This is a genomic window from Bradyrhizobium sp. 6(2017) (genome assembly GCF_011058295.2).
In the GTDB taxonomy this organism is placed as follows: Bacteria; Pseudomonadota; Alphaproteobacteria; order Rhizobiales; family Xanthobacteraceae; genus Bradyrhizobium; species Bradyrhizobium septentrionale.
The window spans coordinates 901,305-920,376 of sequence record NZ_CP049289.2 but is presented as its reverse complement, the minus strand read 5'-3'; the positions used below and the strand labels follow the sequence as shown (position 1 = coordinate 920,376).

Genomic DNA, 19,072 nt, shown 5'->3' with positions numbered 1-19,072 from the left:
AGCGTCGCGACGAAGAACTATGGTTCGCGCTTGCCTCGTCTCCGGATCCGGTGTGCGATCAGGCTGACCAATCTCGACTAACGCGGGACTGGCCATGTGGCCTCAGCAATCGCCCCCAGGGCCTCCAAGGGTTGCTGGGGCCACCTCGTTTGGATTCGCCAAAACCAAGGCCCGACATTGGCAAGCAACTTGCGACGCATGCGTGAATAGTTCGGTGCCGGCTATTCTCTGTGTGCCGAACTCAAACATCGGAGCACCAAAATGAACATGCACCCTCGTTTTGAGACAGCCCGCGAAAGCAAGTCACGAGAGTCGACGATCAGCAAAATACTGACCGATCTGGTCCTCGCCTGTCAGACGATCGAAGCCGACATCGCGGCCGAGGAAGAGCGCGCTGGGATTTTCGACCGATCGGACAGAAGGTATTCGATTTTGGCAAGGTCGCTGAATGAGCGGTACCATAATCTCAAGGGAACAATTGCCACCCTTGAAAAGCGGGTCTCAGGGATAGAACTCAGCTCAACGGAGGCATAGTACACCCACTCTCGGGGCGTGAGAGCCCTGGCGCCCCGAAAGGGTTGAGAATTTGTTTGTCGATGCAGGATTACTTCAGCGAGCTACTGACCGAGTTAAAGGTCCCGGTCAACGCCGTACCGACGCCGTTCACCGCGGCGATAATGGCGATGGCGATGCCGGTGGCGATCAGGCCGTATTCGATGGCGGTGGCGCCGGCTTCGTCTGCAAAAAACCTAACGAAAATAGCTTTCATTGTAAGCCTGCCCTTCATTTTATCTTGTTTTCCTGGAAACCTGGAGTGACGCATACCCGCTCCGCGGGTCCCGTCAGTATCGAGGGCAAAATCTTAAATTTCTTAAAAGGCCGGCTCGCAAACTCTCCAGACAATGGAGCGAAATCGAAGATGAAATTTTAGCTCTTTGCGGAGTGGCTCGTTGATGAAAACGGCCCTCGCGAGAAAGCTGGGGCCAAGTTTACATTATGGTCGTCCTTAGGCACCGTTAGCCGGACGCCACCGGACATACGACAAGTGCCCGCGAACAGCGCTGTAGTACGTTCCTGATATCTGCAAAAGTGAAAGTGCCTGCTCAAAAATCAACGGCCCTGGCCCCATCCGACCCTTGATCCGCATCAACGAATTTAATCCCGCAGAACAACTGCGACTGTGGAACGACAATCACTCAAATGCGTTATGGGGGTGTCACGGGGAGTTGCGGGATGCCATCTGCCGAATACTACTTGAAGCAAGCCGAGACCGCGTCACGGATGGCACTGGCCGAATCTAATCCGGTAAAGATGCGAGCCATGCACCTTCTAGCCCTTGAGATGTTCGACAAGGCTAAACAAGCAGAGGCCGGAGAGCATCACCAACCGCAGGGCAAGAAAGAGATAAGGCGACGGGAGTAACTCGCGCCATTCACCCCGTCGCAACTTTTTCCCGACGGCGCTTCATTCGCTTGGCCTCTCGGCCAGCATATCGAGGATAGCCGCCTTCATTTGCTTCTGCGCACTCGGCGAAAGCATTTTGCAGTTATTGGCTATCCGTTCAACGGCGGCGTTCTTTCCCGACACCCCCTTTTCCCCAGCAGCCATTCGAGGCTGATCACGCGCGGCTGACGGAACCGGCCGATCTTGGTGCTTGATTGTCAGCGCGGGCTTGATGTCATCTTGGGAAAGTTCGCAAACTACGCCAACCTCCCGGATGCGTTGGCGCACAGCCTCGTTGAATTCGCGCTTGCGTGCCATCGCCTCGCTGTTCGTCCGACGCGGCGGCTTGCCTCCTTTCCTCTCCGCCTCCTGTTCGGCCAACTCGCGGGCTGCTTCCACGCCGTTACGAACCCACTCCAATTCTCTTGGCGTGTGCCCGTAGTCGACCTTGTTCAACTCGACGAAGCCCATTCCCCTCTACCAGAGGGACGGAAAGGGCTGTTGCGGTTGCGCTTCGCATTCCAGTCAGAGTTCCGTTCACCACACCAACGCCGCGTAACGAACAAGGCAGAACCGCGATTTCATCGCAAACATGGCGGAGTATCTTGGCGTCTGGTTTGATGCAGAACAGCGGAGTTCAGCAATGGCGACGACCCACAAGGATAAGCCGCGCGGTAAGCCACGCCAGCGCAGCCGGAAGGCGGACCAGCGAAACCAGAAACCTGATGATCAACAGCAGAGCCCGAAGCTCGCCCAGCGGGATGAGGATCGAATCGGCGCAATGGTCGCGTCAATTGACACCGTCACGAACGGCGGAACTGCGCCGGCGGAGCCTCCCTCAAGCGGGGCACCCGCCCCGGCGGATGCGCCCTTGATCGGCGAAGTCGCACCGACGGATGCTCCCCCAATCGGCGCGGTCACACCGGCGGACAACTGGCCAGTCAGTATTCAAACTATCGCGAATGCCTACAGGGACTATACCAAGAGGTCGCTCGAGGAGACCGGATCCTTTGTCGAGAAGGTCATGGCTGCGCGGTCGTTCGATAAGGCGATTGAGGTTCAGACCGAATTCGCAAGGCAGGCTTATGCAAACTTTGTCGCTGAGTCACAGAAGATTTGTGAACTCTACAGCGAACTTGCCAAGCAGTTCATCTTCAGGCCTTGGGAAGGCTTCGCGGCGAATGTGACCCAAACCCGGCGCTAGGATTTCGCAGTAGCAGTACGAAAAGCAAACCGGCGGCAAAAAGAACCCCCCTTCGAGCCTCAGCGTTGAGCTTAAGATCTGCCATCAACAATTATCGACACCAGTTTGCCGACGATCGTTCCGCCTACAAGTGCGATTAAGTCTGCCAAACATCCTTGCTGCGAAAGCACGACGTTCAAAGGACGGCTTGTAAAATAAATCTGTTCACTATATGTTCTCACCTTGAAGTAGATGTCTCGCGAGCCCGTCGTGGTTGATCAGGTCGTCATCACGGAAAAATCCAGCCAGGCGAAAGACATCCGGGCTGCCGTTGGGTCGCGCTACGGTGATGTTCTCCCGGCCGAGGGTCATTTGTTCGATCTGCTTGAACCGGAAGATGTGGTGCCAGAATGGAAACGCTGGTCGCCGATCCTCCTGCGGCCGGAGGGTCTTTACGGTACTCGCCCGGCAGAGGGCGGCAACAAGGCCGCCAAGCTCAAAGCCATCCGAGAGGCCCTACGCACCGCCCGGCAGGTTTGGCTCGCCACCGACTGCGACCGCGAAGGCCAGCTCATCGGTCAGGAAATTCTCGAGCATTACAATTACCGCGGCCGGGTGCTCCGGGTGCTGTTCACCGCGCAGGACGCGCAGACCATCCGCGACGCGTTCGAGCGGGCAAAATCCAATGCCGAATATGCCAGGCTTTACGCCGCGGCCGTCGCCCGACGGCAGGCGGACCAGATCTACAACCTGTCGCTCACGCGCACCGCGACCGTCATCCTGGGGCAAGGTGCTCGGCATGTGATCGGGGTTGGTCGCGTGAAGACGCCGACCTTGGCGATTGTCTGCACACGCGAACTGGAAATCCGAAACTTCGTGCCAATCGCCTATTTTGAGGTTGTCGCGACCGCGAAGGTTGCCGGAGGGCAATTCCAGATGCGTCACGCTCCGCAGGAGCGGATTGTCCGGCGCGAGGTCGCCCAGGATATCGTTAATGCAGCTCAGGGCTTCGAGGGCACGCTTGCCGTGCGCGTCGAAGAAAAGCGGCATGGGCCACCCAAGCTGCACGATTTGCCGTCACTACAGAAACTGTGCGGCTCTCGCTTTGGCTGGCCGGCCAGCAAGACGCTCGAGGTGGCGCAGGAACTCTATGACGGCCAGGGCAAGAAGATCATCACCTATCCGCGCGCGGAGGTACGCTACCTGCCGCAGAGCTTGATAGCGGACGTTCCGAAGATCGTGACCGGACTGCAGGTAGGCCAAGCGTTCAGCGCAATCCCCCTGCCTGAGCCACCGATGATCCGCAAAGGTGCAAGCGGCAGTTTCTACGATAAGGGACTGGAGGGCGCGAGCCATCACGCCGTCATTCCCAATGTCAACACGATCGATAAGCTGCGCGAGATCTGGCCTCGTCTGTCGTCCGATGAGAAGAAACTGTTCGACGTCGTCGCGCGGGGCTATCAGGCAGCGCTGATGCCCGACTTCCGCTATCGGCAGACAACCGCAACTCTCGACGTGCATGGCTTCGAGTTCCGCGCCTCCGGCCGCCAGCCCATCGATCTCGGCTGGCGCGCAGCATTCCCGGACTGGCGGCCCGTCGACGAAAAGGGCGATGAAGCACAATTGCTTCCGGCGCTGCGCAACGGTGAGACCGCACAACTGCAGGATTCCAAAATTGAAGACAAGGAAACTCGGCCGCCGCCGCGTTACAACGAAGGCACTCTCATCGATGCGATGCAAAATGCTTGGCGCTTCGTCGACGACGAAGCCCTTCGGCAACGCCTGAAGGAAGCCAAGGGTATCGGCACACCGGCGACCCGAGCCGAGATCATCAGTGGGCTCAAGAAGCAGAGCTTTCTGATGACCCAGGGGAAGCACATCCTGCCGACGGAGACCGGCCTCTCGCTATTCGGCGTTCTCAAACAGGCTGACCCTGCGCTGGTCGACCCCGGCGTAACTGCGCAATTGGAATGCTTGCTCGACGATGTTGTTGTCGGCAAGCAGGAGATGCTCGGCGCGATCGACGCCGTGTGCGATGTAGCTCAACGCATCATCGGCAAGCTGAAGGAGGGCGCTGCGACCGGAGGGCTACCCTCGTTAGGTGCTGCAGTTGGCAACAACTCCGCAGCCTATCCGCCAACACCTGCGATGAAACGTTTTGCCGACAGCATCAGCCGGGAGAAGGGCATCAAGCCCCCGCCCGGCTACAAGACGTCAATATCGGTCTGCCGCAGATTTCTTAGTGAACACGCGCCCAAGACAGCAACTAGTGAAACGTCTGGAGAGCACAAGCCTGTCAGTCCGGCCCAGTTGTCGTATGCAAAGAAAATCGCGCAGGGGAAAGGCGTCGTCATTCCCGACGAGGCCAAAGCTAACTCCGCCGCTATGTCCGCCTGGATTGCCTCGAACAGTTCAACGAACCTGCACCAGCCCAGTCGTAAGACCGCACACAAGCCCGCACGATCGGCTGCCCGCCAATCGACAGCTCCGAAGAAATCTTCCCGGAAGCGCAAAGCCAAGGCGGCTGCCGATGCATCGACGATTGCTCAGGCAAGTTCCGCGACCGGCACGCCACTGCGGATTCCTTATGGCAACAAGGACATGGCGCTGAAGCTTGGGGCCCGCTATCGCTCGGGCGGATGGTATGCCCCGCCGGGAGTTGATCTCACTGCATTCGGCGAACGCGGATGGCTATAACGATAGACAGCGAGCCCCTGGACATTGCCCTTTTTGTAAAAGCCAACCTTGGCGCCGGCCGGCAATCCCGGATCCGTTCCCGCCGGCTCCGCTTGGGCGAATACCTGCGGCACACCGGTCTCCGCTGCGGCGGCAGCACCATTTGCAAGAACGGTGCGTCGGCTCGAATCGGTCATCGGCTACTCCAAGGTCGCAGCTTGTGGTCGGTGCAACTCGCACCTAGAGACTGGCTGTCCCGACCGCACCCAAGGTCGTAACGTGGATCTTCGGGCAACGCTTGGAAAGAGCGGCACCTGTCAATCTGGGATGCCAGCATCGCGGAGCGCGCCCTGGATGCCTTGCCGGATGATGAGTGATCTAACGGGGAATAAATAGTGCGCTTGGGAAGCTCGGAAACCCGGTTGAAATTCTAGCAGTCGCCGAGTTGCTTGCCTCGCTTCAAGCGGCTTCTCAGCTCGAATTGCGTTGGCCGTGAAAGCGGCTAGTGAATGAAGTCAGGTGCCCTCTGCAACGCCTGATTAGCGACACGAAGTCCGCCCGCTCTCATAGTCTTTATGCGCGAAATATGCCCAGCTTGTCATATACCAGACGCGAACTAACAAGGGATCGCGAGGGCTCAGACGCATCACATGATTGAAGCTCTCGATCGCTTCCTCTGGCTGATCGTGCATCAGTCGACCGACGTTCTACCGTGCACTCAATCGCGGCGCCGTGGCCGCGAAGCCGCGCGGCCAATACGACGTTCAGGAGTTCGCCCGCGCGCTTATCAAAGACGGCCAAGCTGCCAAAGGCGTCACGGCGATTATGCGTCTAAGTCTCGCATTATGCGAAGCCCGCGCGGCACTGGCACACGAGCAAGCGGCTGCACTTCGAATGAAGAATGCCGTCAGGCGCCGCGAATATGCGCCGCTATCGGCCGTCCAGCGACAGGTGGAGATCATCTTCGCAGCGTTCCGCGAACGCATCCTGTCGATCCCGAGCAAGTTCGCGGCAATCTGTGAGATACGCTCCCGTGCTGAGGTCGAGTTGGTTCTACACGAGGAGTGCCGCGAGGTTCTAGAGGAGTTGAGCCGTCCGATCTGGCGGTGAACGGGATGGATACGTGAAGGAGAGTGAATAAGATGACCGACGAGCAAAAGGCGCTCGCCGCCGAGCTTGACCAGTTGTCCGCTGAAGCCGCGCGGCTTGCGGACCGCGTGCGTCGGTTCGGCAAGGCTGGCGACGCAATGGACGATCTTCGCGAGGGCTTCTTCCTGACCGTGGCCCAAGCGGCCACCGTGTGTGACGTAACCGACCAGGCGATCTACAACTGGATCGACCATGCCGCGCGATTGCGCCGCCGCTTTGCCGAAAAGCGCGCGAACGTGTGGATCATCGATACCGCTCGGCTCTTCGCGTACGTCCAGAAGTATCGCGGCGGCTTGTCCGCACGATTGAAGGCGGAGAGCCGACTGCGGGAATTCTGGTCGGTCTGGTCGGAGCCGCAGGAGCTGCGCCCTGGGGATGAAGAAGCATGAGCCAAACATCAGTTGACTTAGTTCGCCACTGGAACAGAATGATGCTTCACCAAAAAGGAGGTAGTGATGCCCCGCCGATTGATCGCTTTGGCTATCGTCATGGCATGTAGTGCGGCCGTTGCCGATGATATGAAAGTGCCCATCAACTCTGGCGACGTCAAATGGGGACCAGCACCTCCCACGTTTCCGAAGGGAGCGGAAGTCGCCGTTCTCTCAGGAGACCCCTCCAAAGATGGTCTCTTCGTTATTCGCATAAAAATGCCGAGCGGTTATAAATTTCCCGCTCACAATCATCCAACGGATGAATACGTTACGGTCATATCCGGTAACTTTCACGTCGGAATGGGCGACAAACTCGATGAGAAGAAAGCAATCGAGCTAACGGCGGGCGGATACGTCGAAGCACCTGCCAAAATGAACCATTACGGTTGGGTAAGCAGTCCCTCCGTCGTTCAAGTTCAAGCGCAAGGGCCATTCGGGATAACTTACGTTGATCCGGACGATGACCCGAGCAAGAAGTAGCGTTCTTGAATAGAACAAAGAGCAAAACCCGAGCCGGTCGAAGCCGGCTCGGGTTCAGCAGGAATAGGTTGTCCGCTTACCGGCGCAGACTGCCATGCCCGGCCGCTTCTCCATCAGCAATGTGACGCTTTGTGTGTCTGTGCTTGGCACTTTTCGGACCTAGCGGGCCAAGCCATCAAAGTCGGCTTAGCGGGGTAAAGCGAACCTCGAGCACTGGCTGCCGAAGTCATTTTCTCCGCCGTGCCAAGCAAACGCCCCGAAATGTGGAGCGCACCACAACAACCTGCATCGAATGTGGAGCGCTCCACGTGCCCGGTCTACGCAAATCACATTGCGTCGGCCTATGCTGGCTGCATGAAAAATCCCTTCCGAAAAGCTCCGATGCACCAACTCGAAATCGTCATCGCCCCGTTCGCGAAGCGCGGCGAACAACTCGCCATCAAGCGCGTCGCGGCGCAGGCGGCAGCGGACAAGGCGATTAAGGCCCGCCAGCACGCGTTGCTGTCGGCCGATCTTGACGACCAACGAGCACTCGACAGGGTGCAAAGTGCCGCCGCTACCGCCAGCTTAGACTTGGCAGCCATCGACGATGCGATCGCCGTGCTGGCGCAACAGAAGGCAGAAGCCGAGCGTCAGTTCGCTGCTGAACGCGACCGCATCGAGCGCGCCGCGGCGGCGGAAAAACTGACCAACCAGGTCGATGCCATCAAAGCTGCGTTGCCGGGCTACCTTGAGCACTCGCGGGTGCTCGCTGACGCCCTGTCTGAGATCAGCCCTTGGCATTTCGAGAGCGACCAGATCGCTAACTTTGTTCAGAACACCACGGCTCAGGTGGAGGTGGCCGCCAACTTCGCGGTTGCGGAACTAGCGGCGATGCCCGAAGCGGTCCGCGAGGGTCGGCAGGCAATTCCGGGAGAGCCGGGGCCTGTCCCGGTCATCGAACCCTCGGAGCCCGCCATCGCAGCGCAGATCGAACCCGATCCGGTGCTGCGAGCGGCGGGCTTCACCGTCATCGATCGGAGCGCCGAAGCCCGTTCGATTGAAATTGAGGTGCCCCGAGCATGAAGTCAGCGCCTCCCGGTTGGCGTCCCGACCAAATCGTCACACGCATCGATGGTTGGGTCGTCGATCCTGACGACGAGAACCGCATCCCGGCCGCCGTGACCGAGATGATCGCTCGCGCTATGCCGCAGTCAGGGGGCTCGCCCGTCGCCGCGATCCGTGCGCGCATGATCGCACGGCAAAAGAAGGTGCTCGGCTATGTCTGAGGAAGTTCCGGCTGAGGAAGGACCAGCGACCTTTTTCGCCAAGGTGGAGGCCGCTGTCCGGCTCGGAAGCATGGCCGACTACGGAAGCGGCCTCGATGAGGAAGTCGATGATTACGATCGCTTGCTCACATCGCTCGGCCGCACATGCGATGAAGATGAGCGGATCGCGATCCATGAAGCAGGGCACGCCGTTTGCGCGCGTCTGTTGGGGCATGAGGTCGGCGGCGTGACTGTGAACCAGGCCCGCGGTTCCGAAGGTCTGTGTTGGGGTGCCGGTCACGCGGAGGCGTTCACGGAGGGCGCGGCGATGCCTCCGATGTCCGTGATGCGCTTCGCACCGTTATGCAACAGGCGGGCGAGGATCGTCGCCCTGTGGCGGATGTCTTTGGCGGTGTCTATACTCAGTGCATCGAGTTTATGGCTGGTCGGGCGGCGGAACGCATTCTGCTCGACGGCGAACCCGCCGCGCCTGTTGATGATCTTATCAGGCTCGTGAACTGGCGTCGTTGATTTGCACCAGTGACGAGGCGATCGATGCATTCATCGCGCACTGTGATTTGGCGGCGCGCGACCTGTTGATGCGTTACGGCGATGTCGTGATGGTGTTGTCTGTCGTTTTGCGGATCAAGCGAACGTTGGATGGTGCTGAAATCGATCAGATCATCCTAGACGTTGAAACCCGCAAGGCGCTGGCGATGGAACATCAGCGTCGGTCTGAATGGCGCGAATGCGAGTTGGCGGCAAGCCGGTTTCGCGCGGAATGTGAACACACTAGCGCCGCGTCGCTGTCACAGCTTGCTCATGATCAGGTGGTGTAGTCAGCGATGAGTTTGATCGGAAGGCGCGACGGATGTACTTGTGCCTGATGATCTAGAAAGGCCCCACGCGCAAGCGTCGGGGCCTTTGCTTTGAGCATCGCCCAAAGGGACGCTGCCTAGCGGCAGATCGTCTGCTCTGACACAGAGACGAGTTCTCTGTCCGTAACACAAAAGTGGCATCAGTCTTCCGGCACGCCCGCCAAGCGCAAGCCGTTACATATTCGCTCTAACCCCTCAAGGTAGCTCGGATTGTCGCTTGATGCGCCAAGGCGGAAGCGGCGGATCGTAAAGCCGGGATTAAGAGAAAGCCCGATCTTTGCGGCCACCCGCGCCTCATCCACGGCATCGATCAACGCCAGAGCGGCGGCCAGCGCTAAATGCGCGGAAGGAAAATTGCGATTGGCTTCTATACTGCGTCGAAGCCAAGAAATTCCTTCGGCATCTGCGCCGAGTTGTAGCTTGGCCCTGCCTACACAAAATAGCCACCAGTGCGCGCCGATATCGCGAGGGGAGAGACGGAGGGCCTCGAGTATATGGCCTTCGGTTTCGGCAGCCTGGCCCATCAAGCATTTTCCGAAGCCAATGGCGCTATGAACGTCGGCTATATTAGGATTGAGCACCGCGGCCTGTTCGCATTCGGCAATCCCTTGGGCGGCGCGGTTTGTAAAGATGTAGACCATGCCCAGAGCCAAGTGGGCTTCGGCATGGTCGGGGGCTAACGACAGCGCCTTGATCGCGTTGGCTTCGGCTGCCAAACAGTACGCGATCTTTTCGTCAGTCAGAAGGGCGCCGCCCACAGCCACATCAACGCTTGCCATACCGACCAACGCCTCGACGTTCTGGGGATCGAGTGCCAATGCTCTTTCAAAAAAGCCCCGGGCCTGAGCCATGTGCTCGGGGATTGGCCCCTTGTGCCACCAAGCCCTGCCTTGGAAATTGAGGTCCATCGAATTGGGATGCAGCGAACGTTCCGCTCGCCGAGCCTCAGCTTCAATGATCTGTGTGCTTAGCGTGTTGGCGAGCCGCGATACGATTTCGTCCTGCATATCGAAAAGGTCGGTGATCGGCTTGTCGAAGCGTTCGGCCCACAGGTGATTGGCAGTTTCGGCATCGACAAGCTGAACGTTCACCCGAAGTCGGTTGCCGCTACGCTGTACAGACCCTTCAAGCACGTACCGGACGTCCAGTTCGCGCCCAACCTGTCGCACATCCGTAGATTTGCCCTTGTACGAGAACGCGCTGTTCCGGGCAATCACGAACAAGCCGCGGATGCGCGAGAGGTCTGTGGTCAGGCTCTCCGTCACGCCATCAGCGAAGTATTCCTGTTCGGGATCACCGCCGATGTTCACGAACGGCAACACGACGATGGATTGTCGCGGAACTGAATGATAGCTGGGCGTTGTGCTATCGGCCTCTGTCGCCGATCCAGGCATACGCCGGACCACGGCATAGGCCCGGATCGGTCGGGCAATGTTTTTCAGGTTCTGCTCGCCGAGATCGGCGAATTCAACGCGGACTTTGCCTCGGACCTGATCATAGGCAGAGGAGGAGATGCAGATGCCGCCCGCTTCTGCGATGCTTTCAAGCCGTGCCGCGATGTTGACGTCGTCTCCAAAGATGTCATGGGGCTCGACGATTACGTCGCCGATATTGACGCCCACGCGAAAGGCGATGCGGCCGTCTTGCGGATCGCCAGCCACAAGTTCATGGATGCGGGATTGAAACCGCAGTGCAGCTCGAACCGCTTCTACCGCGCTTGGAAACTCTGCCAAGAACCCGTCCCCGGTGTTCTTCACGATGCGGCCGCCGTGATCGGCAACAGCAGGCCCCACTTCGCTCGCGAAAATTCTGCTTAGCTTGGCGTGCGTCGCCTCCTCGTCATCGTGCATGAGCCGCGAATAACCGGCTACGTCGGCGGCCATTATCGCCGACAGCCTGCGCTCTATCCGATCTGGCCTCTCTTGCACCATGGCCCCGCGATCCAAAGGATACCCGATTGTACGACGGAGGAGCCGGCTCGCCAATGGCCCTGACGAAGAAGCCCGCGCTGTCAATCAGCTATCGCCCGAATGGGCGACGCAAGTCTAGGAACGGTCGATATTCACCGGGCGTTAGTGTCACTGACGCGAGGAGACTTGCAACATGGCAGACGAAAGCACTGATGCACCTACCGCCACGCCCGAGCAGCGAATTGACCGGGCGTCAGAAGCGATCCGGCAGATGGCTGAAGACGACGCGTTGCAACATCTGCCGCGACATGATCGGTGGCTTCATCATTTGAGTGAAGCGACCCGAGCGGCTCCCTTGCAAGCACTTGCTGTCGCATTCTTGCTTGGTGCGTTCCTAACTCGTCGGTAATCCAAATACCGGCGTAGCTCTACCAGCTCTAAGGCCGAGCCGCATTTTATTCCGGTTGGTCGATGACCTTGCTCACATCAGGTGCATCGATCCCATCCGTCCGATTGCACTCGCAAGGCATGCCCGCGCCACACTGACAACCATGTGCCTCGGCCGTCCAAGGAATGCTGATGGCTCTCGCAGACCCAGCCTAAGCCGAAGCAGATTGGACAATTGGGATTTGTCATTCCTATTGTTTGTCGAGACCCAATTCCTTGCGCACTGTGGCAGCGGAATTTCCGACCTTATCGATAGCCTTCTGAAGATCGTCCTTCGAAACACCGAGCGCGTGGGTCCAATATTTGACTTCGTGGGGCTCGTGCATGTTGATCTTCGAGCGGTCAGGTTGGACGCGGTTGGTAAGGTTGTCAGACATGAGCTTCTTTCGATGCAAGGCGCGATCCGCGCTCCAAGGATCACAAATGGGCCGAGCGCGTTGGCGATAATCCATCCGCCGCAGCAGTAACGTCGTTGCCTAAAGCGCGTTCCTAGCGCTTTGAGAGACCCTTGAATGAACTGGCTCGGAGCAGTCCTTCGGACGTAATGTCCCGGTACTCGACATCGGCCCAGAACCTCGGCTCTACCCAGGCCGCCTTCGGCTTTTTCACCGGCTTAGTGAGCTTTGACTTCGGGCTAACGACCGCGTCGAGTTGCTTGCGGATTTGGCTAGAGACAGTACGGGACCAGCCGGTGCCAACCTTGCCCATGTAGACCAGTTCCCGGCCTTCCTGCTTACCGAGATAAAGCGCGGCCACACCTGTCGGGTCTTTTACGAGCCCAACCACGGGAAACCTCTCCCGCTGAACGGTCTTAACTTTCAACCAACCGTCATTGCGATCCGATCGGTAAGGCGCATCAATCTTCTTCGAAACAATGCCTTCGTAGTTTAGCTTGCTCGCGTGCTCGAACAGCTCTTGCCCATCGCCTTCAAGATGCTCGCTGTACAAAAGCGGCGGCGCGAGCTCGTAGGCGTCGAATAAGCCACGTAGCATCGACTTGCGTTCGATCTGCGGTAGCTTTCGCAGATCGTGTCCATCAAGCCACAGCAGATCGAAAGCATAGTACAGAAGGCGATCCTGACTGCCCCTTGCTAGTTCGGCTTGCAGTTCGCTGAAGTTGGTTCGTCCCTCATGAACAACGACGACTTCGCCGTCGAGGATCGCCTGGCCCGGGATGTCGAAAGCCCTAGCGACGACCGCGAACCGCTTGGTCCAATCGAGCCGTTGTGGGTATACGCCTTGGCCTCCCCGTGGTTCAGGTGAAGCTGAACGCGGTAGCCGTCGTACTTGATCTCGTGGAGATAGCCTGCTTTGGGCGCTTTGCGCCGCAGCGTGGCGAGCTGTGGCTTGACGAAGCCCCGGCATTTCGGGGGAGTTCGCACGCTTAACCATACTCAACTCAAAAATAGCTAAAGCAAATGAAGGTCCGTATAGTCAACCATATTAGGTGATCTTATGCTGGACGATGAATTTAATAAACAGCGGGCAATTTTGGTTCGCGATCTCGCTGATCGCGCGGATGATCCTTTTATCAAGCGGCGGTTGCTCGCTCTTGCGGCGCGGTACGAGGGGCCAGTCTTGGCTAAGACTGTGACGCCCGTGTTCATCGGCAAGCAACGCATTTCTGAAAACGAGCGTGGCTGACTCGGCTTGTCGATCTGCCAAGGCAAGCTCTAGTAGGTCCGCATTGCCCCCAAAAGCAGACATCAAATATGCCTAAGTGAAGCCGTTTTGGGCCAACAGGCGACATGTACCGAAGATGAGGGAGCCGCCGACTGAGGCGGCTTTACTTTTTCGGAAAGAGCTTGTCCCTGACATACCGAGACGTGGGCGTAAGTCGAATGCCGCGCGGCTTACGCCAGATAGCTCTGTCGATCTCGTTCTTGTCGCCAATGGTCAGGGGACCGGATGCTTTTCTGGCGACAAAGATCGCGTCGCTCATCTTTCTGCCGGAGCGGCGGTTCTTCGATTTTACTTCCTTCCAGAGCCGGACGCGCCCGAGCTTGAGCTTGGGTAGCTCCTCTTTGATTTCTCTTCGCAGGCAGTCTTTCTCAGTCTCGCGTGGCCGCTTGCGACCGCCGGGAAACATCCAAAGCCGATCACTCTTGCGGCGCACCAAGAGAACCGTACCGCGCTTCACGGCTATTAGTTTTGAGGACCTCGCCATTTCCGCTTTCGCCGACCAGAATTCGGTGAGCAACCATAGCAAATTATCGGTTAAGCCTCAGTTTGCGGCTGTGAAAAGTCCGTAGAAGTACGGGCTTCCAGCCGAACAAAGCGGCTTAGCGCATATAGGATCAAATCTGCGACAAGCCGCGAACGGTTACGCCCAAGGTCGAACTCGCAACTTCACGCCAGTGCTTGAAAGCGCAATAGCACTCTGGAATTTTCTTCAACTTGAGATAATCGAGTTTTTCCAAAGATCAAATACTACTGAAGGTCATCGATGGTTGAAGTTGAAGAGCAGAACAGGACCGTACCATTTTTAGGCGCTCGCGCCTTTGCCCGCAAACTCCTCGAGGAGGCCGAACAGCTTAAGTCAAAGCTACAGTCTGCGGAGGCTGAGCGACAGGAAGTTCTTTCCAGAAAAGCTGAACTTGTCGCTGCCGTTGAACAACTAAAGTCCGAGCTTGAGAAACATAAGGCAGAGCGCGATCTCGCGCGCCAACAACTCGCATCTATCGGTGCCATTCCCTTGCTCGAAATGGACGCGCGGCGGCGCGAACTGCAAGTGCAGGTGGATGCGCTAAGCGAACAGCTCGTGCACGTACGTGCTGATATTGCGTCAAATCGAGATGCGTTGCAGAAGGAGATCGATGAGGCACGACAAGAAATCGTCGAGACCAGGGAGACGGCCATTCTTCAGGAGGTTGGAATTTATAACTATCGGCATCCACTTTCAGATGCCGCAGCTTACGAGAAGGCGCTGGATCGATTACAAGACTCTATCAAAGCCAGCGCCAAGAGAGAGCATGGCGGCGCAGTCCTTGCCGCAACGAATTGGACAGTCGGCGGGTCCGAAGCTGAAGGTCGTAAGATGACCCGAGAAATTTCCAAGCTTATGTTGCGAGCTTTCAACGCTGAAGCCGACAATCTCGTACGGAGTTTAAAGCCGTACAAACTGCCAAGTGCAACTGAGCGCTTGAGGAAGGTTGCAGAAACTATTAGGAGGCTGGGTGCCACGCTGCAAGTGAGCATTTCGCCTGCATACGTTCAGCTGCGCATCGACGAACTTGATCTCACGGCTGATTTTCTTCAGAAGCAGGCTGAAGAAAAAGAAGTCGAGCGACAGGAACGTGAGCGGTTGCGCGAAGAGCGAAAAGCTCAGCAAGAAATCGAGCGCGAGCGCGCGAAGCTACTTAAGGAAAAGCAGCATTACCAGAATGCGCTGGAAGTGGTTACCGGGAATGGCGACCAGGATGGTATGCGACGCCTTCGGGAGCAGATCGCCGACGTAGAGACGGCAATCGAGAGCGTAGAGGCTCGCGCGGCAAACACGCGTGCAGGGTATGTGTACGTGATTTCCAACATTGGCTCGTTCGGCGAAAAGATGGTGAAGATTGGGATGACGAGGCGTCTCGATCCGATGGAGCGCATCCGGGAACTGAGTGACGCGTCCGTGCCATTCAATTTCGATGTCCATGCGCTATTCTTCTCGAATGATGCCGTTGGCATCGAAACGTCCATGCATGACCGGCTAGCGGGCCACCGGGTCAACGAAGTAAATCGACGGCGAGAATTTTTTCGCGCAACACCGTTAGAGGTGAAAGCGCACCTTGCTCAGCTTGCAGGAGAGCTTTTGGAATTTCGGGAGGTGCCCGAGGCCATCGAATTTAGACAGACCTTGCGATTGGGAAAGCACACAGGCTGATCCGCCGCAAGCCATCTAGAGCTATCGAATAGGTTCGACACTTCCTCCGCTCGATTATTGATGATCCGCAACAGGTCTATATGCTACCGCCGCGCGATCCTCTTTGTCGGCCCCGCGCAGCACGATCCTGATCGCGTCGTCCGGCAGCGGTCGCTGCAACGCCTTGGCCTCGTCCCATGGTGCGCGAATCCACACCTCGCGCTCCTCGTCGGTCGTCAGGATCACCGGCATGGGCCTAGGATGACGCGCCGGTCCGGCAATAGATGCGCATCTGCGAAGCATTTGCAGCAGAATGGTGACACCTCAACCTAGAGAGTGAGGCTCCGCTGCGAATTTAATTGCGCTTGGCAAAGTGACATCGTTAGTTCCCCTCGAGAGAGCGACTGACCGGCAATGATGCTGGGTGAGAAAGCACTGAAAAGAACAACAGCAAGAACAAGCACTTTCTTTCTAGGAGAGCCAATTGCCCGGCATCGTTTATGTCGTGGATGACGATGCGTCGTACCGAACAGCCATCAAGCGACTATTAGAGAAGACCGGATACCGGGTCGTCACTTATGCATCGGCCCAGCAGTTGCTGGACCAGCGCCCGGACGAAAACAGCCCGGGCTGCATTCTTCTCGACGTCCGGATGCGTGGCTTGAGCGGCCCGGATTTACAGAGCCGTTTGATCGAGTTCGGCTCGACCCTACCTATCGTGTTTCTGACGGGCTACATGGATATCACCGTCACGGTGAAGGCGATCAAAGCGGGGGCAGACAACTTCTTCATTAAGCCTGTTAGGTCGGATGAGCTATTGAGAGCAATTGAAAAGGCGCTAGCACGACACGAGACGGCACTTGCGTTGAAAGGCGAGTTGGAAACCCTTCGCGCCCGGCTATCGACCCTGACCCCGCGCCAGAGGCAGGTCTTCGAGATCATCGTGCGGGGGAAAACAAACAAGCATGCCGCGCGCGAACTGGGCAGCACCGAGCGCACGATCAAGGCGCATCGGCAAGTGATCATGGAAAAAATGAACGTCCAGTCCCTAGCTCAGCTTGTCACCATTGCCGAGCGGCTCGGCGTTCTAGCCCAAGTTTCCGGCCCCTTGAACGATGAGACCGGCGCGGGATAGTCGGGACACGCCCGGCATCGGCTGAAGGTTGCCGACATAGCGGTTGGGCAAGCCGCTACAGATTGCGGTGGATGACGTGACGGGCAGAAGACGCGACGACGCGGCCACGATCTCACTGTCCGCATTAACAGAAGCGACATCTGCGCGGGCTTTCAGCACGCCGCTAGCGACGGTCCCCTTGACTTAAGTCAATAGGTGCACCCTGTCGGTGCTATGAATTAGACGCTCGACCGTCGTTGACCCGGCACCCCACACCGGCCCACATCCCCTCAATGGCGTCGGCAGGAGCCCCGCTGATCGCCTCGCGGGGCTTCTTTGCGTCGCAGCAAATCATCTTGCGATCTTTTCTTCGAGCCAAGCCGGGACTTGTGCCGACGAAATGACTCGCTTTGGGGAATGCGGGTTCAGCGTACCAGCCCGAACGTCGCTAGCGTCTTTGAGCCTCGACCGCGCGAACGCCTTGGCATCAGCTTCACAGTCGAAATTGACTGTTTGTCTCGCCAAGGATGAAGGACGCCTTGGCGGCTCAGCTGGAATGCCGGGCTCGAAGGAGACATACCATGTCTTCATGGGTCCCAATAAACGCGAATGGAGCCATCGGAACAAGCCGGACTTGATCGCGGGTAAATGAAAATCGTGGTCGCGATGTCGCGATGAACGTTGGGCGTACCATCGCGCGGCCACCCTCCGCGACTCAGCCGCCGGGTCCCTTGGGGCGTGTCATAAAACGCGGGGGCCGCGCGACCGCGCCCTTTCAGCATATTTGCAATTTTCGTTTTTCGTGTTTCCTTTGGCCGATCCGTTCGAAGGGAACCGGGAATGCGGCGCATCGATCTGGCTGCAGTAACTCTCGAAAGCTGGGGTCGGCTCGATGACCGCCAGCGCCAGCGGTTCGCCGAGATGTTCCTGCGGGCGACATTGCGGCTCGGCGGGACTGAGCTTCGCCGTTGGCTTCGGCGGCGGGTCAGGACCGCGCCGCTCGCGGCTCCGGTCGATCTGGCCCGCTTCGCAATTTCGGACCGGTATTATGGCGCAAACGCCACAAGGGCCAAAGCGGCCTAGTGTTGTGAGGGCGGCCCGTTTTGAGTCAAAGAGCGGCGGTACCTGATGTACAACGCTATGGGCGCAGCAAACGTCAAGAACAGTACGGGTAGACCTATCGCCACCCAAGCGAAAACCGCCGGGTTGGTCGTACCGAACAGCCACATAACGCCGATGACCACCTCGATTGCGGCTAGGCCGATCAAGCGGCCCTTAATTGATCTATGCATTTCGCCCCCGAAAGGGATTGCGTCGCACGGACCGCGCCAAGGCTCATTCAGATTTCCTCTAGCACCACCTGTTCAAGCTCCAACGCTGCAACGCACGCAAGAAAGAAGATCGCGGTAAACGATCCACGCTTGAGCTTCATGGTGATCCCGGCCTCGGTCTCATCCTTGAGGCCGTGCTTTTTCAGCCGCTTGGCCAAGTCCGCGTAGGTCACATTGGCTTTCTTCATTTCCGCCTTGAGGAAGTCGCTGGCGCGTCGGCCCCATTCCTCTTCCGCTTTGGGTAGGACCATAGCATCTCCTATCGATTCCGTGAGCTAACAAATATGATAGACCGGCCTTGACTTCCGGTCAAACGGTTCATATCCGTTAGCTATCGTATTCGATAGGATGCGGCAATGCGCGGCAGACCGACGAAAGGCCCTCATACCGGCCCGGCCATCAACACCCTTGAACGGCTCCACATGGAGCTTGGCGGACAGATACTCGCTAACCGGCAACAGCACGACGCCTTGAGCGAGCAAATGCGGCACGTCGAGGCCGTCATCAAGATGCTGGACCCCAGCTACAACCTGGGGCGGATCGCCGTGAAGCGGCGGAAGCCAAACCCGTGGTTCAAAGGCGGCACCCTCTATAGGCGGGCGCTGGACGTGCTCAGGACGGCCACGGAGCAAATGACTACGACGGAGCTGGCGAAGGCGGTGCTTACCGCCCATGGCGTGCAGGACGCTACCGGCGACGACGTGCAGGCATCGCGCTGGGTATCCAGCACAGCCTCAAGAACCATGAGGGGAAGGGCGTAGAGCGGGCTGGCGAAACCAGCCCGGCGCGGTGGCGCATTAAAGAGGTAAGCTAAAGGCGGGTCAGTTCTGGAATGAGGTTTTCAAACGGCGCATACATCAGGCCGGGGATTGTCTTTGCGGGCTTGAAAACCCTTTAGGTGTATTGCGCCCCAGACGCCCCAACAGGTAGTAT

The 19,072-nt window shown here is 58.1% G+C and carries 23 protein-coding genes and 1 pseudogene; 16 read left to right on the top strand and 8 right to left on the bottom strand.

Annotated features, from left to right (window positions below):
* The first annotated feature begins 261 nt into the window (after positions 1 to 261).
* The gene (locus G6P99_RS04330; protein WP_165127383.1) at positions 262 to 534 is read left to right on the top strand and encodes a hypothetical protein; all 273 of its coding nucleotides are present in this window, start codon (positions 262 to 264) and stop codon (positions 532 to 534) included.
* Positions 535 to 604: 70 nt separating this feature from the next.
* Here G6P99_RS04330 and G6P99_RS04325 read toward each other — a convergent pair whose 3' ends face one another.
* Positions 605 to 769, bottom strand: a complete 165-nt coding sequence (locus G6P99_RS04325) for a Flp family type IVb pilin (RefSeq protein ID WP_165127381.1) — start codon at positions 767 to 769, stop codon at positions 605 to 607.
* Positions 770 to 1,233: 464 nt separating this feature from the next.
* Here G6P99_RS04325 and G6P99_RS04320 point away from each other — a divergent pair, with 464 nt between their 5' ends.
* On the top strand, positions 1,234 to 1,422 hold the full coding sequence (locus tag G6P99_RS04320; RefSeq protein WP_165127379.1) for a hypothetical protein: 189 nt from the start codon (positions 1,234 to 1,236) through the stop codon (positions 1,420 to 1,422).
* Positions 1,423 to 1,464: 42 nt separating this feature from the next.
* Here G6P99_RS04320 and G6P99_RS04315 read toward each other — a convergent pair whose 3' ends face one another.
* Positions 1,465 to 1,914 carry a hypothetical protein gene (locus G6P99_RS04315; protein ID WP_165127377.1) on the bottom strand — a complete coding sequence of 150 codons (450 nt, stop codon included), beginning with the start codon at positions 1,912 to 1,914 and terminating at the stop codon, positions 1,465 to 1,467.
* A 172-nt stretch (positions 1,915 to 2,086) separates the two neighbouring features.
* Between G6P99_RS04315 and G6P99_RS47425 the strand changes: the two genes are divergently transcribed.
* From G6P99_RS47425 to G6P99_RS04270, 9 genes are all read left to right on the top strand, one after another.
* A complete protein-coding gene (locus tag G6P99_RS47425; RefSeq protein WP_414645531.1) occupies positions 2,087 to 2,647 on the top strand; it encodes a phasin family protein in 561 nt (186 codons plus the stop codon).
* 249 nt (positions 2,648 to 2,896) lie between these two features.
* The gene (locus G6P99_RS04305; RefSeq protein ID WP_165127375.1) at positions 2,897 to 5,323 is read left to right on the top strand and encodes a DNA topoisomerase; all 2,427 of its coding nucleotides are present in this window, start codon (positions 2,897 to 2,899) and stop codon (positions 5,321 to 5,323) included.
* 711 nt (positions 5,324 to 6,034) lie between these two features.
* Positions 6,035 to 6,412 carry a hypothetical protein gene (locus G6P99_RS04300; protein ID WP_165127373.1) on the top strand — a complete coding sequence of 126 codons (378 nt, stop codon included), beginning with the start codon at positions 6,035 to 6,037 and terminating at the stop codon, positions 6,410 to 6,412.
* Positions 6,413 to 6,444: 32 nt separating this feature from the next.
* A complete protein-coding gene (locus tag G6P99_RS04295) occupies positions 6,445 to 6,840 on the top strand; it encodes a hypothetical protein (protein ID WP_165127371.1) in 396 nt (131 codons plus the stop codon).
* A 66-nt stretch (positions 6,841 to 6,906) separates the two neighbouring features.
* Positions 6,907 to 7,362 carry a cupin domain-containing protein gene (locus G6P99_RS04290; protein WP_165127369.1) on the top strand — a complete coding sequence of 152 codons (456 nt, stop codon included), beginning with the start codon at positions 6,907 to 6,909 and terminating at the stop codon, positions 7,360 to 7,362.
* 381 nt (positions 7,363 to 7,743) lie between these two features.
* Positions 7,744 to 8,427, top strand: coding sequence for a hypothetical protein (locus G6P99_RS04285; RefSeq protein WP_165127367.1), 684 nt, complete (start codon positions 7,744 to 7,746; stop codon positions 8,425 to 8,427).
* Positions 8,424 to 8,630, top strand: a complete 207-nt coding sequence (locus G6P99_RS04280; protein ID WP_165127365.1) for a hypothetical protein — start codon at positions 8,424 to 8,426, stop codon at positions 8,628 to 8,630. Before G6P99_RS04285 ends, G6P99_RS04280 begins: the two co-directional genes overlap by 4 nt.
* Complete coding sequence (locus tag G6P99_RS04275) at positions 8,623 to 9,126, top strand: M50 family metallopeptidase (RefSeq protein WP_165127363.1); 504 nt, start codon at positions 8,623 to 8,625, stop codon at positions 9,124 to 9,126. Before G6P99_RS04280 ends, G6P99_RS04275 begins: the two co-directional genes overlap by 8 nt.
* A gap of 10 nt (positions 9,127 to 9,136) precedes the next feature.
* Entirely contained in the window at positions 9,137 to 9,448 is a 312-nt protein-coding gene (locus G6P99_RS04270) for a hypothetical protein (RefSeq protein WP_165127361.1), read from the top strand.
* 179 nt (positions 9,449 to 9,627) lie between these two features.
* On the opposite strand, the gene G6P99_RS04265 is transcribed toward G6P99_RS04270, so the two are convergent.
* The 3 genes from G6P99_RS04265 to G6P99_RS04255 form a co-directional block, all read right to left on the bottom strand.
* On the bottom strand, positions 9,628 to 11,418 hold the full coding sequence (locus G6P99_RS04265; RefSeq protein WP_165127359.1) for an adenylate/guanylate cyclase domain-containing protein: 1,791 nt from the start codon (positions 11,416 to 11,418) through the stop codon (positions 9,628 to 9,630).
* A 617-nt stretch (positions 11,419 to 12,035) separates the two neighbouring features.
* Positions 12,036 to 12,221, bottom strand: a complete 186-nt coding sequence (locus G6P99_RS04260; RefSeq protein WP_165127357.1) for a DUF3606 domain-containing protein — start codon at positions 12,219 to 12,221, stop codon at positions 12,036 to 12,038.
* A gap of 112 nt (positions 12,222 to 12,333) precedes the next feature.
* The gene (locus G6P99_RS04255; RefSeq protein WP_246709452.1) at positions 12,334 to 13,236 is read right to left on the bottom strand and encodes an ATP-dependent DNA ligase; all 903 of its coding nucleotides are present in this window, start codon (positions 13,234 to 13,236) and stop codon (positions 12,334 to 12,336) included.
* Positions 13,237 to 13,299: 63 nt separating this feature from the next.
* Between G6P99_RS04255 and G6P99_RS04250 the strand changes: the two genes are divergently transcribed.
* On the top strand, positions 13,300 to 13,488 hold the full coding sequence (locus tag G6P99_RS04250) for a hypothetical protein (protein ID WP_165127355.1): 189 nt from the start codon (positions 13,300 to 13,302) through the stop codon (positions 13,486 to 13,488).
* Between the two features lie 142 nt (positions 13,489 to 13,630).
* Here the strand turns inward: G6P99_RS04250 and G6P99_RS04245 are convergent, their stop codons facing one another.
* Positions 13,631 to 14,011, bottom strand: coding sequence for an NUDIX hydrolase (locus tag G6P99_RS04245; RefSeq protein ID WP_165129242.1), 381 nt, complete (start codon positions 14,009 to 14,011; stop codon positions 13,631 to 13,633).
* 279 nt (positions 14,012 to 14,290) lie between these two features.
* Between G6P99_RS04245 and G6P99_RS04240 the strand changes: the two genes are divergently transcribed.
* The gene (locus G6P99_RS04240) at positions 14,291 to 15,715 is read left to right on the top strand and encodes a DUF4041 domain-containing protein (protein ID WP_205751473.1); all 1,425 of its coding nucleotides are present in this window, start codon (positions 14,291 to 14,293) and stop codon (positions 15,713 to 15,715) included.
* A gap of 54 nt (positions 15,716 to 15,769) precedes the next feature.
* Here the strand turns inward: G6P99_RS04240 and G6P99_RS04235 are convergent.
* Positions 15,770 to 15,958: pseudogene (locus tag G6P99_RS04235) on the bottom strand (hypothetical protein); the annotation flags it as partial.
* Positions 15,959 to 16,178: 220 nt separating this feature from the next.
* On the opposite strand from G6P99_RS04235, the gene G6P99_RS04230 reads away from it, so the two are divergent.
* Together G6P99_RS04230 and G6P99_RS04225 are read left to right on the top strand one after the other, a co-directional pair.
* On the top strand, positions 16,179 to 16,829 hold the full coding sequence (locus G6P99_RS04230; protein WP_165127351.1) for a response regulator transcription factor: 651 nt from the start codon (positions 16,179 to 16,181) through the stop codon (positions 16,827 to 16,829).
* An 819-nt stretch (positions 16,830 to 17,648) separates the two neighbouring features.
* Positions 17,649 to 17,891 carry a hypothetical protein gene (locus G6P99_RS04225; protein ID WP_165127349.1) on the top strand — a complete coding sequence of 81 codons (243 nt, stop codon included), beginning with the start codon at positions 17,649 to 17,651 and terminating at the stop codon, positions 17,889 to 17,891.
* Positions 17,892 to 18,147: 256 nt separating this feature from the next.
* Here G6P99_RS04225 and G6P99_RS04220 read toward each other — a convergent pair whose 3' ends face one another.
* A complete protein-coding gene (locus tag G6P99_RS04220) occupies positions 18,148 to 18,390 on the bottom strand; it encodes a DUF6471 domain-containing protein (RefSeq protein WP_050426012.1) in 243 nt (80 codons plus the stop codon).
* Positions 18,391 to 18,495: 105 nt separating this feature from the next.
* On the opposite strand from G6P99_RS04220, the gene G6P99_RS04215 reads away from it, so the two are divergent.
* On the top strand, positions 18,496 to 18,900 hold the full coding sequence (locus tag G6P99_RS04215) for a hypothetical protein (RefSeq protein WP_165127347.1): 405 nt from the start codon (positions 18,496 to 18,498) through the stop codon (positions 18,898 to 18,900).
* The last annotated feature ends 172 nt before the right edge of the window (positions 18,901 to 19,072 follow it).

Excerpts from the sequence above, each read along its gene's own strand:
- G6P99_RS04325 (WP_165127381.1), bottom strand. The coding sequence starts at position 769 with ATGAAAGCTATTTTCGTTAGGTTTTTTGCAGACGAAGCCGGCGCCACC.
- G6P99_RS04245 (WP_165129242.1), bottom strand. The coding sequence starts at position 14,011 with ATGGCGAGGTCCTCAAAACTAATAGCCGTGAAGCGCGGTACGGTTCTC.
- G6P99_RS04240 (WP_205751473.1), top strand. The coding sequence starts at position 14,291 with ATGGTTGAAGTTGAAGAGCAGAACAGGACCGTACCATTTTTAGGCGCT.
- G6P99_RS04275 (WP_165127363.1), top strand. The coding sequence starts at position 8,623 with ATGTCTGAGGAAGTTCCGGCTGAGGAAGGACCAGCGACCTTTTTCGCC.
- G6P99_RS04250 (WP_165127355.1), top strand. The coding sequence starts at position 13,300 with ATGCTGGACGATGAATTTAATAAACAGCGGGCAATTTTGGTTCGCGAT.
- G6P99_RS04265 (WP_165127359.1), bottom strand. The coding sequence starts at position 11,418 with ATGGTGCAAGAGAGGCCAGATCGGATAGAGCGCAGGCTGTCGGCGATA.
- G6P99_RS04260 (WP_165127357.1), bottom strand. The coding sequence starts at position 12,221 with ATGTCTGACAACCTTACCAACCGCGTCCAACCTGACCGCTCGAAGATC.
- G6P99_RS04290 (WP_165127369.1), top strand. The coding sequence starts at position 6,907 with ATGCCCCGCCGATTGATCGCTTTGGCTATCGTCATGGCATGTAGTGCG.
- G6P99_RS47425 (WP_414645531.1), top strand. The coding sequence starts at position 2,087 with ATGGCGACGACCCACAAGGATAAGCCGCGCGGTAAGCCACGCCAGCGC.
- G6P99_RS04215 (WP_165127347.1), top strand. The coding sequence starts at position 18,496 with ATGCGCGGCAGACCGACGAAAGGCCCTCATACCGGCCCGGCCATCAAC.
- G6P99_RS04330 (WP_165127383.1), top strand. The coding sequence starts at position 262 with ATGAACATGCACCCTCGTTTTGAGACAGCCCGCGAAAGCAAGTCACGA.
- G6P99_RS04255 (WP_246709452.1), bottom strand. The coding sequence starts at position 13,236 with ATGGTTAAGCGTGCGAACTCCCCCGAAATGCCGGGGCTTCGTCAAGCC.
- G6P99_RS04280 (WP_165127365.1), top strand. The coding sequence starts at position 8,424 with ATGAAGTCAGCGCCTCCCGGTTGGCGTCCCGACCAAATCGTCACACGC.
- G6P99_RS04295 (WP_165127371.1), top strand. The coding sequence starts at position 6,445 with ATGACCGACGAGCAAAAGGCGCTCGCCGCCGAGCTTGACCAGTTGTCC.
- G6P99_RS04315 (WP_165127377.1), bottom strand. The coding sequence starts at position 1,914 with ATGGGCTTCGTCGAGTTGAACAAGGTCGACTACGGGCACACGCCAAGA.
- G6P99_RS04320 (WP_165127379.1), top strand. The coding sequence starts at position 1,234 with ATGCCATCTGCCGAATACTACTTGAAGCAAGCCGAGACCGCGTCACGG.
- G6P99_RS04285 (WP_165127367.1), top strand. The coding sequence starts at position 7,744 with ATGCACCAACTCGAAATCGTCATCGCCCCGTTCGCGAAGCGCGGCGAA.
- G6P99_RS04225 (WP_165127349.1), top strand. The coding sequence starts at position 17,649 with ATGCGGCGCATCGATCTGGCTGCAGTAACTCTCGAAAGCTGGGGTCGG.
- G6P99_RS04220 (WP_050426012.1), bottom strand. The coding sequence starts at position 18,390 with ATGGTCCTACCCAAAGCGGAAGAGGAATGGGGCCGACGCGCCAGCGAC.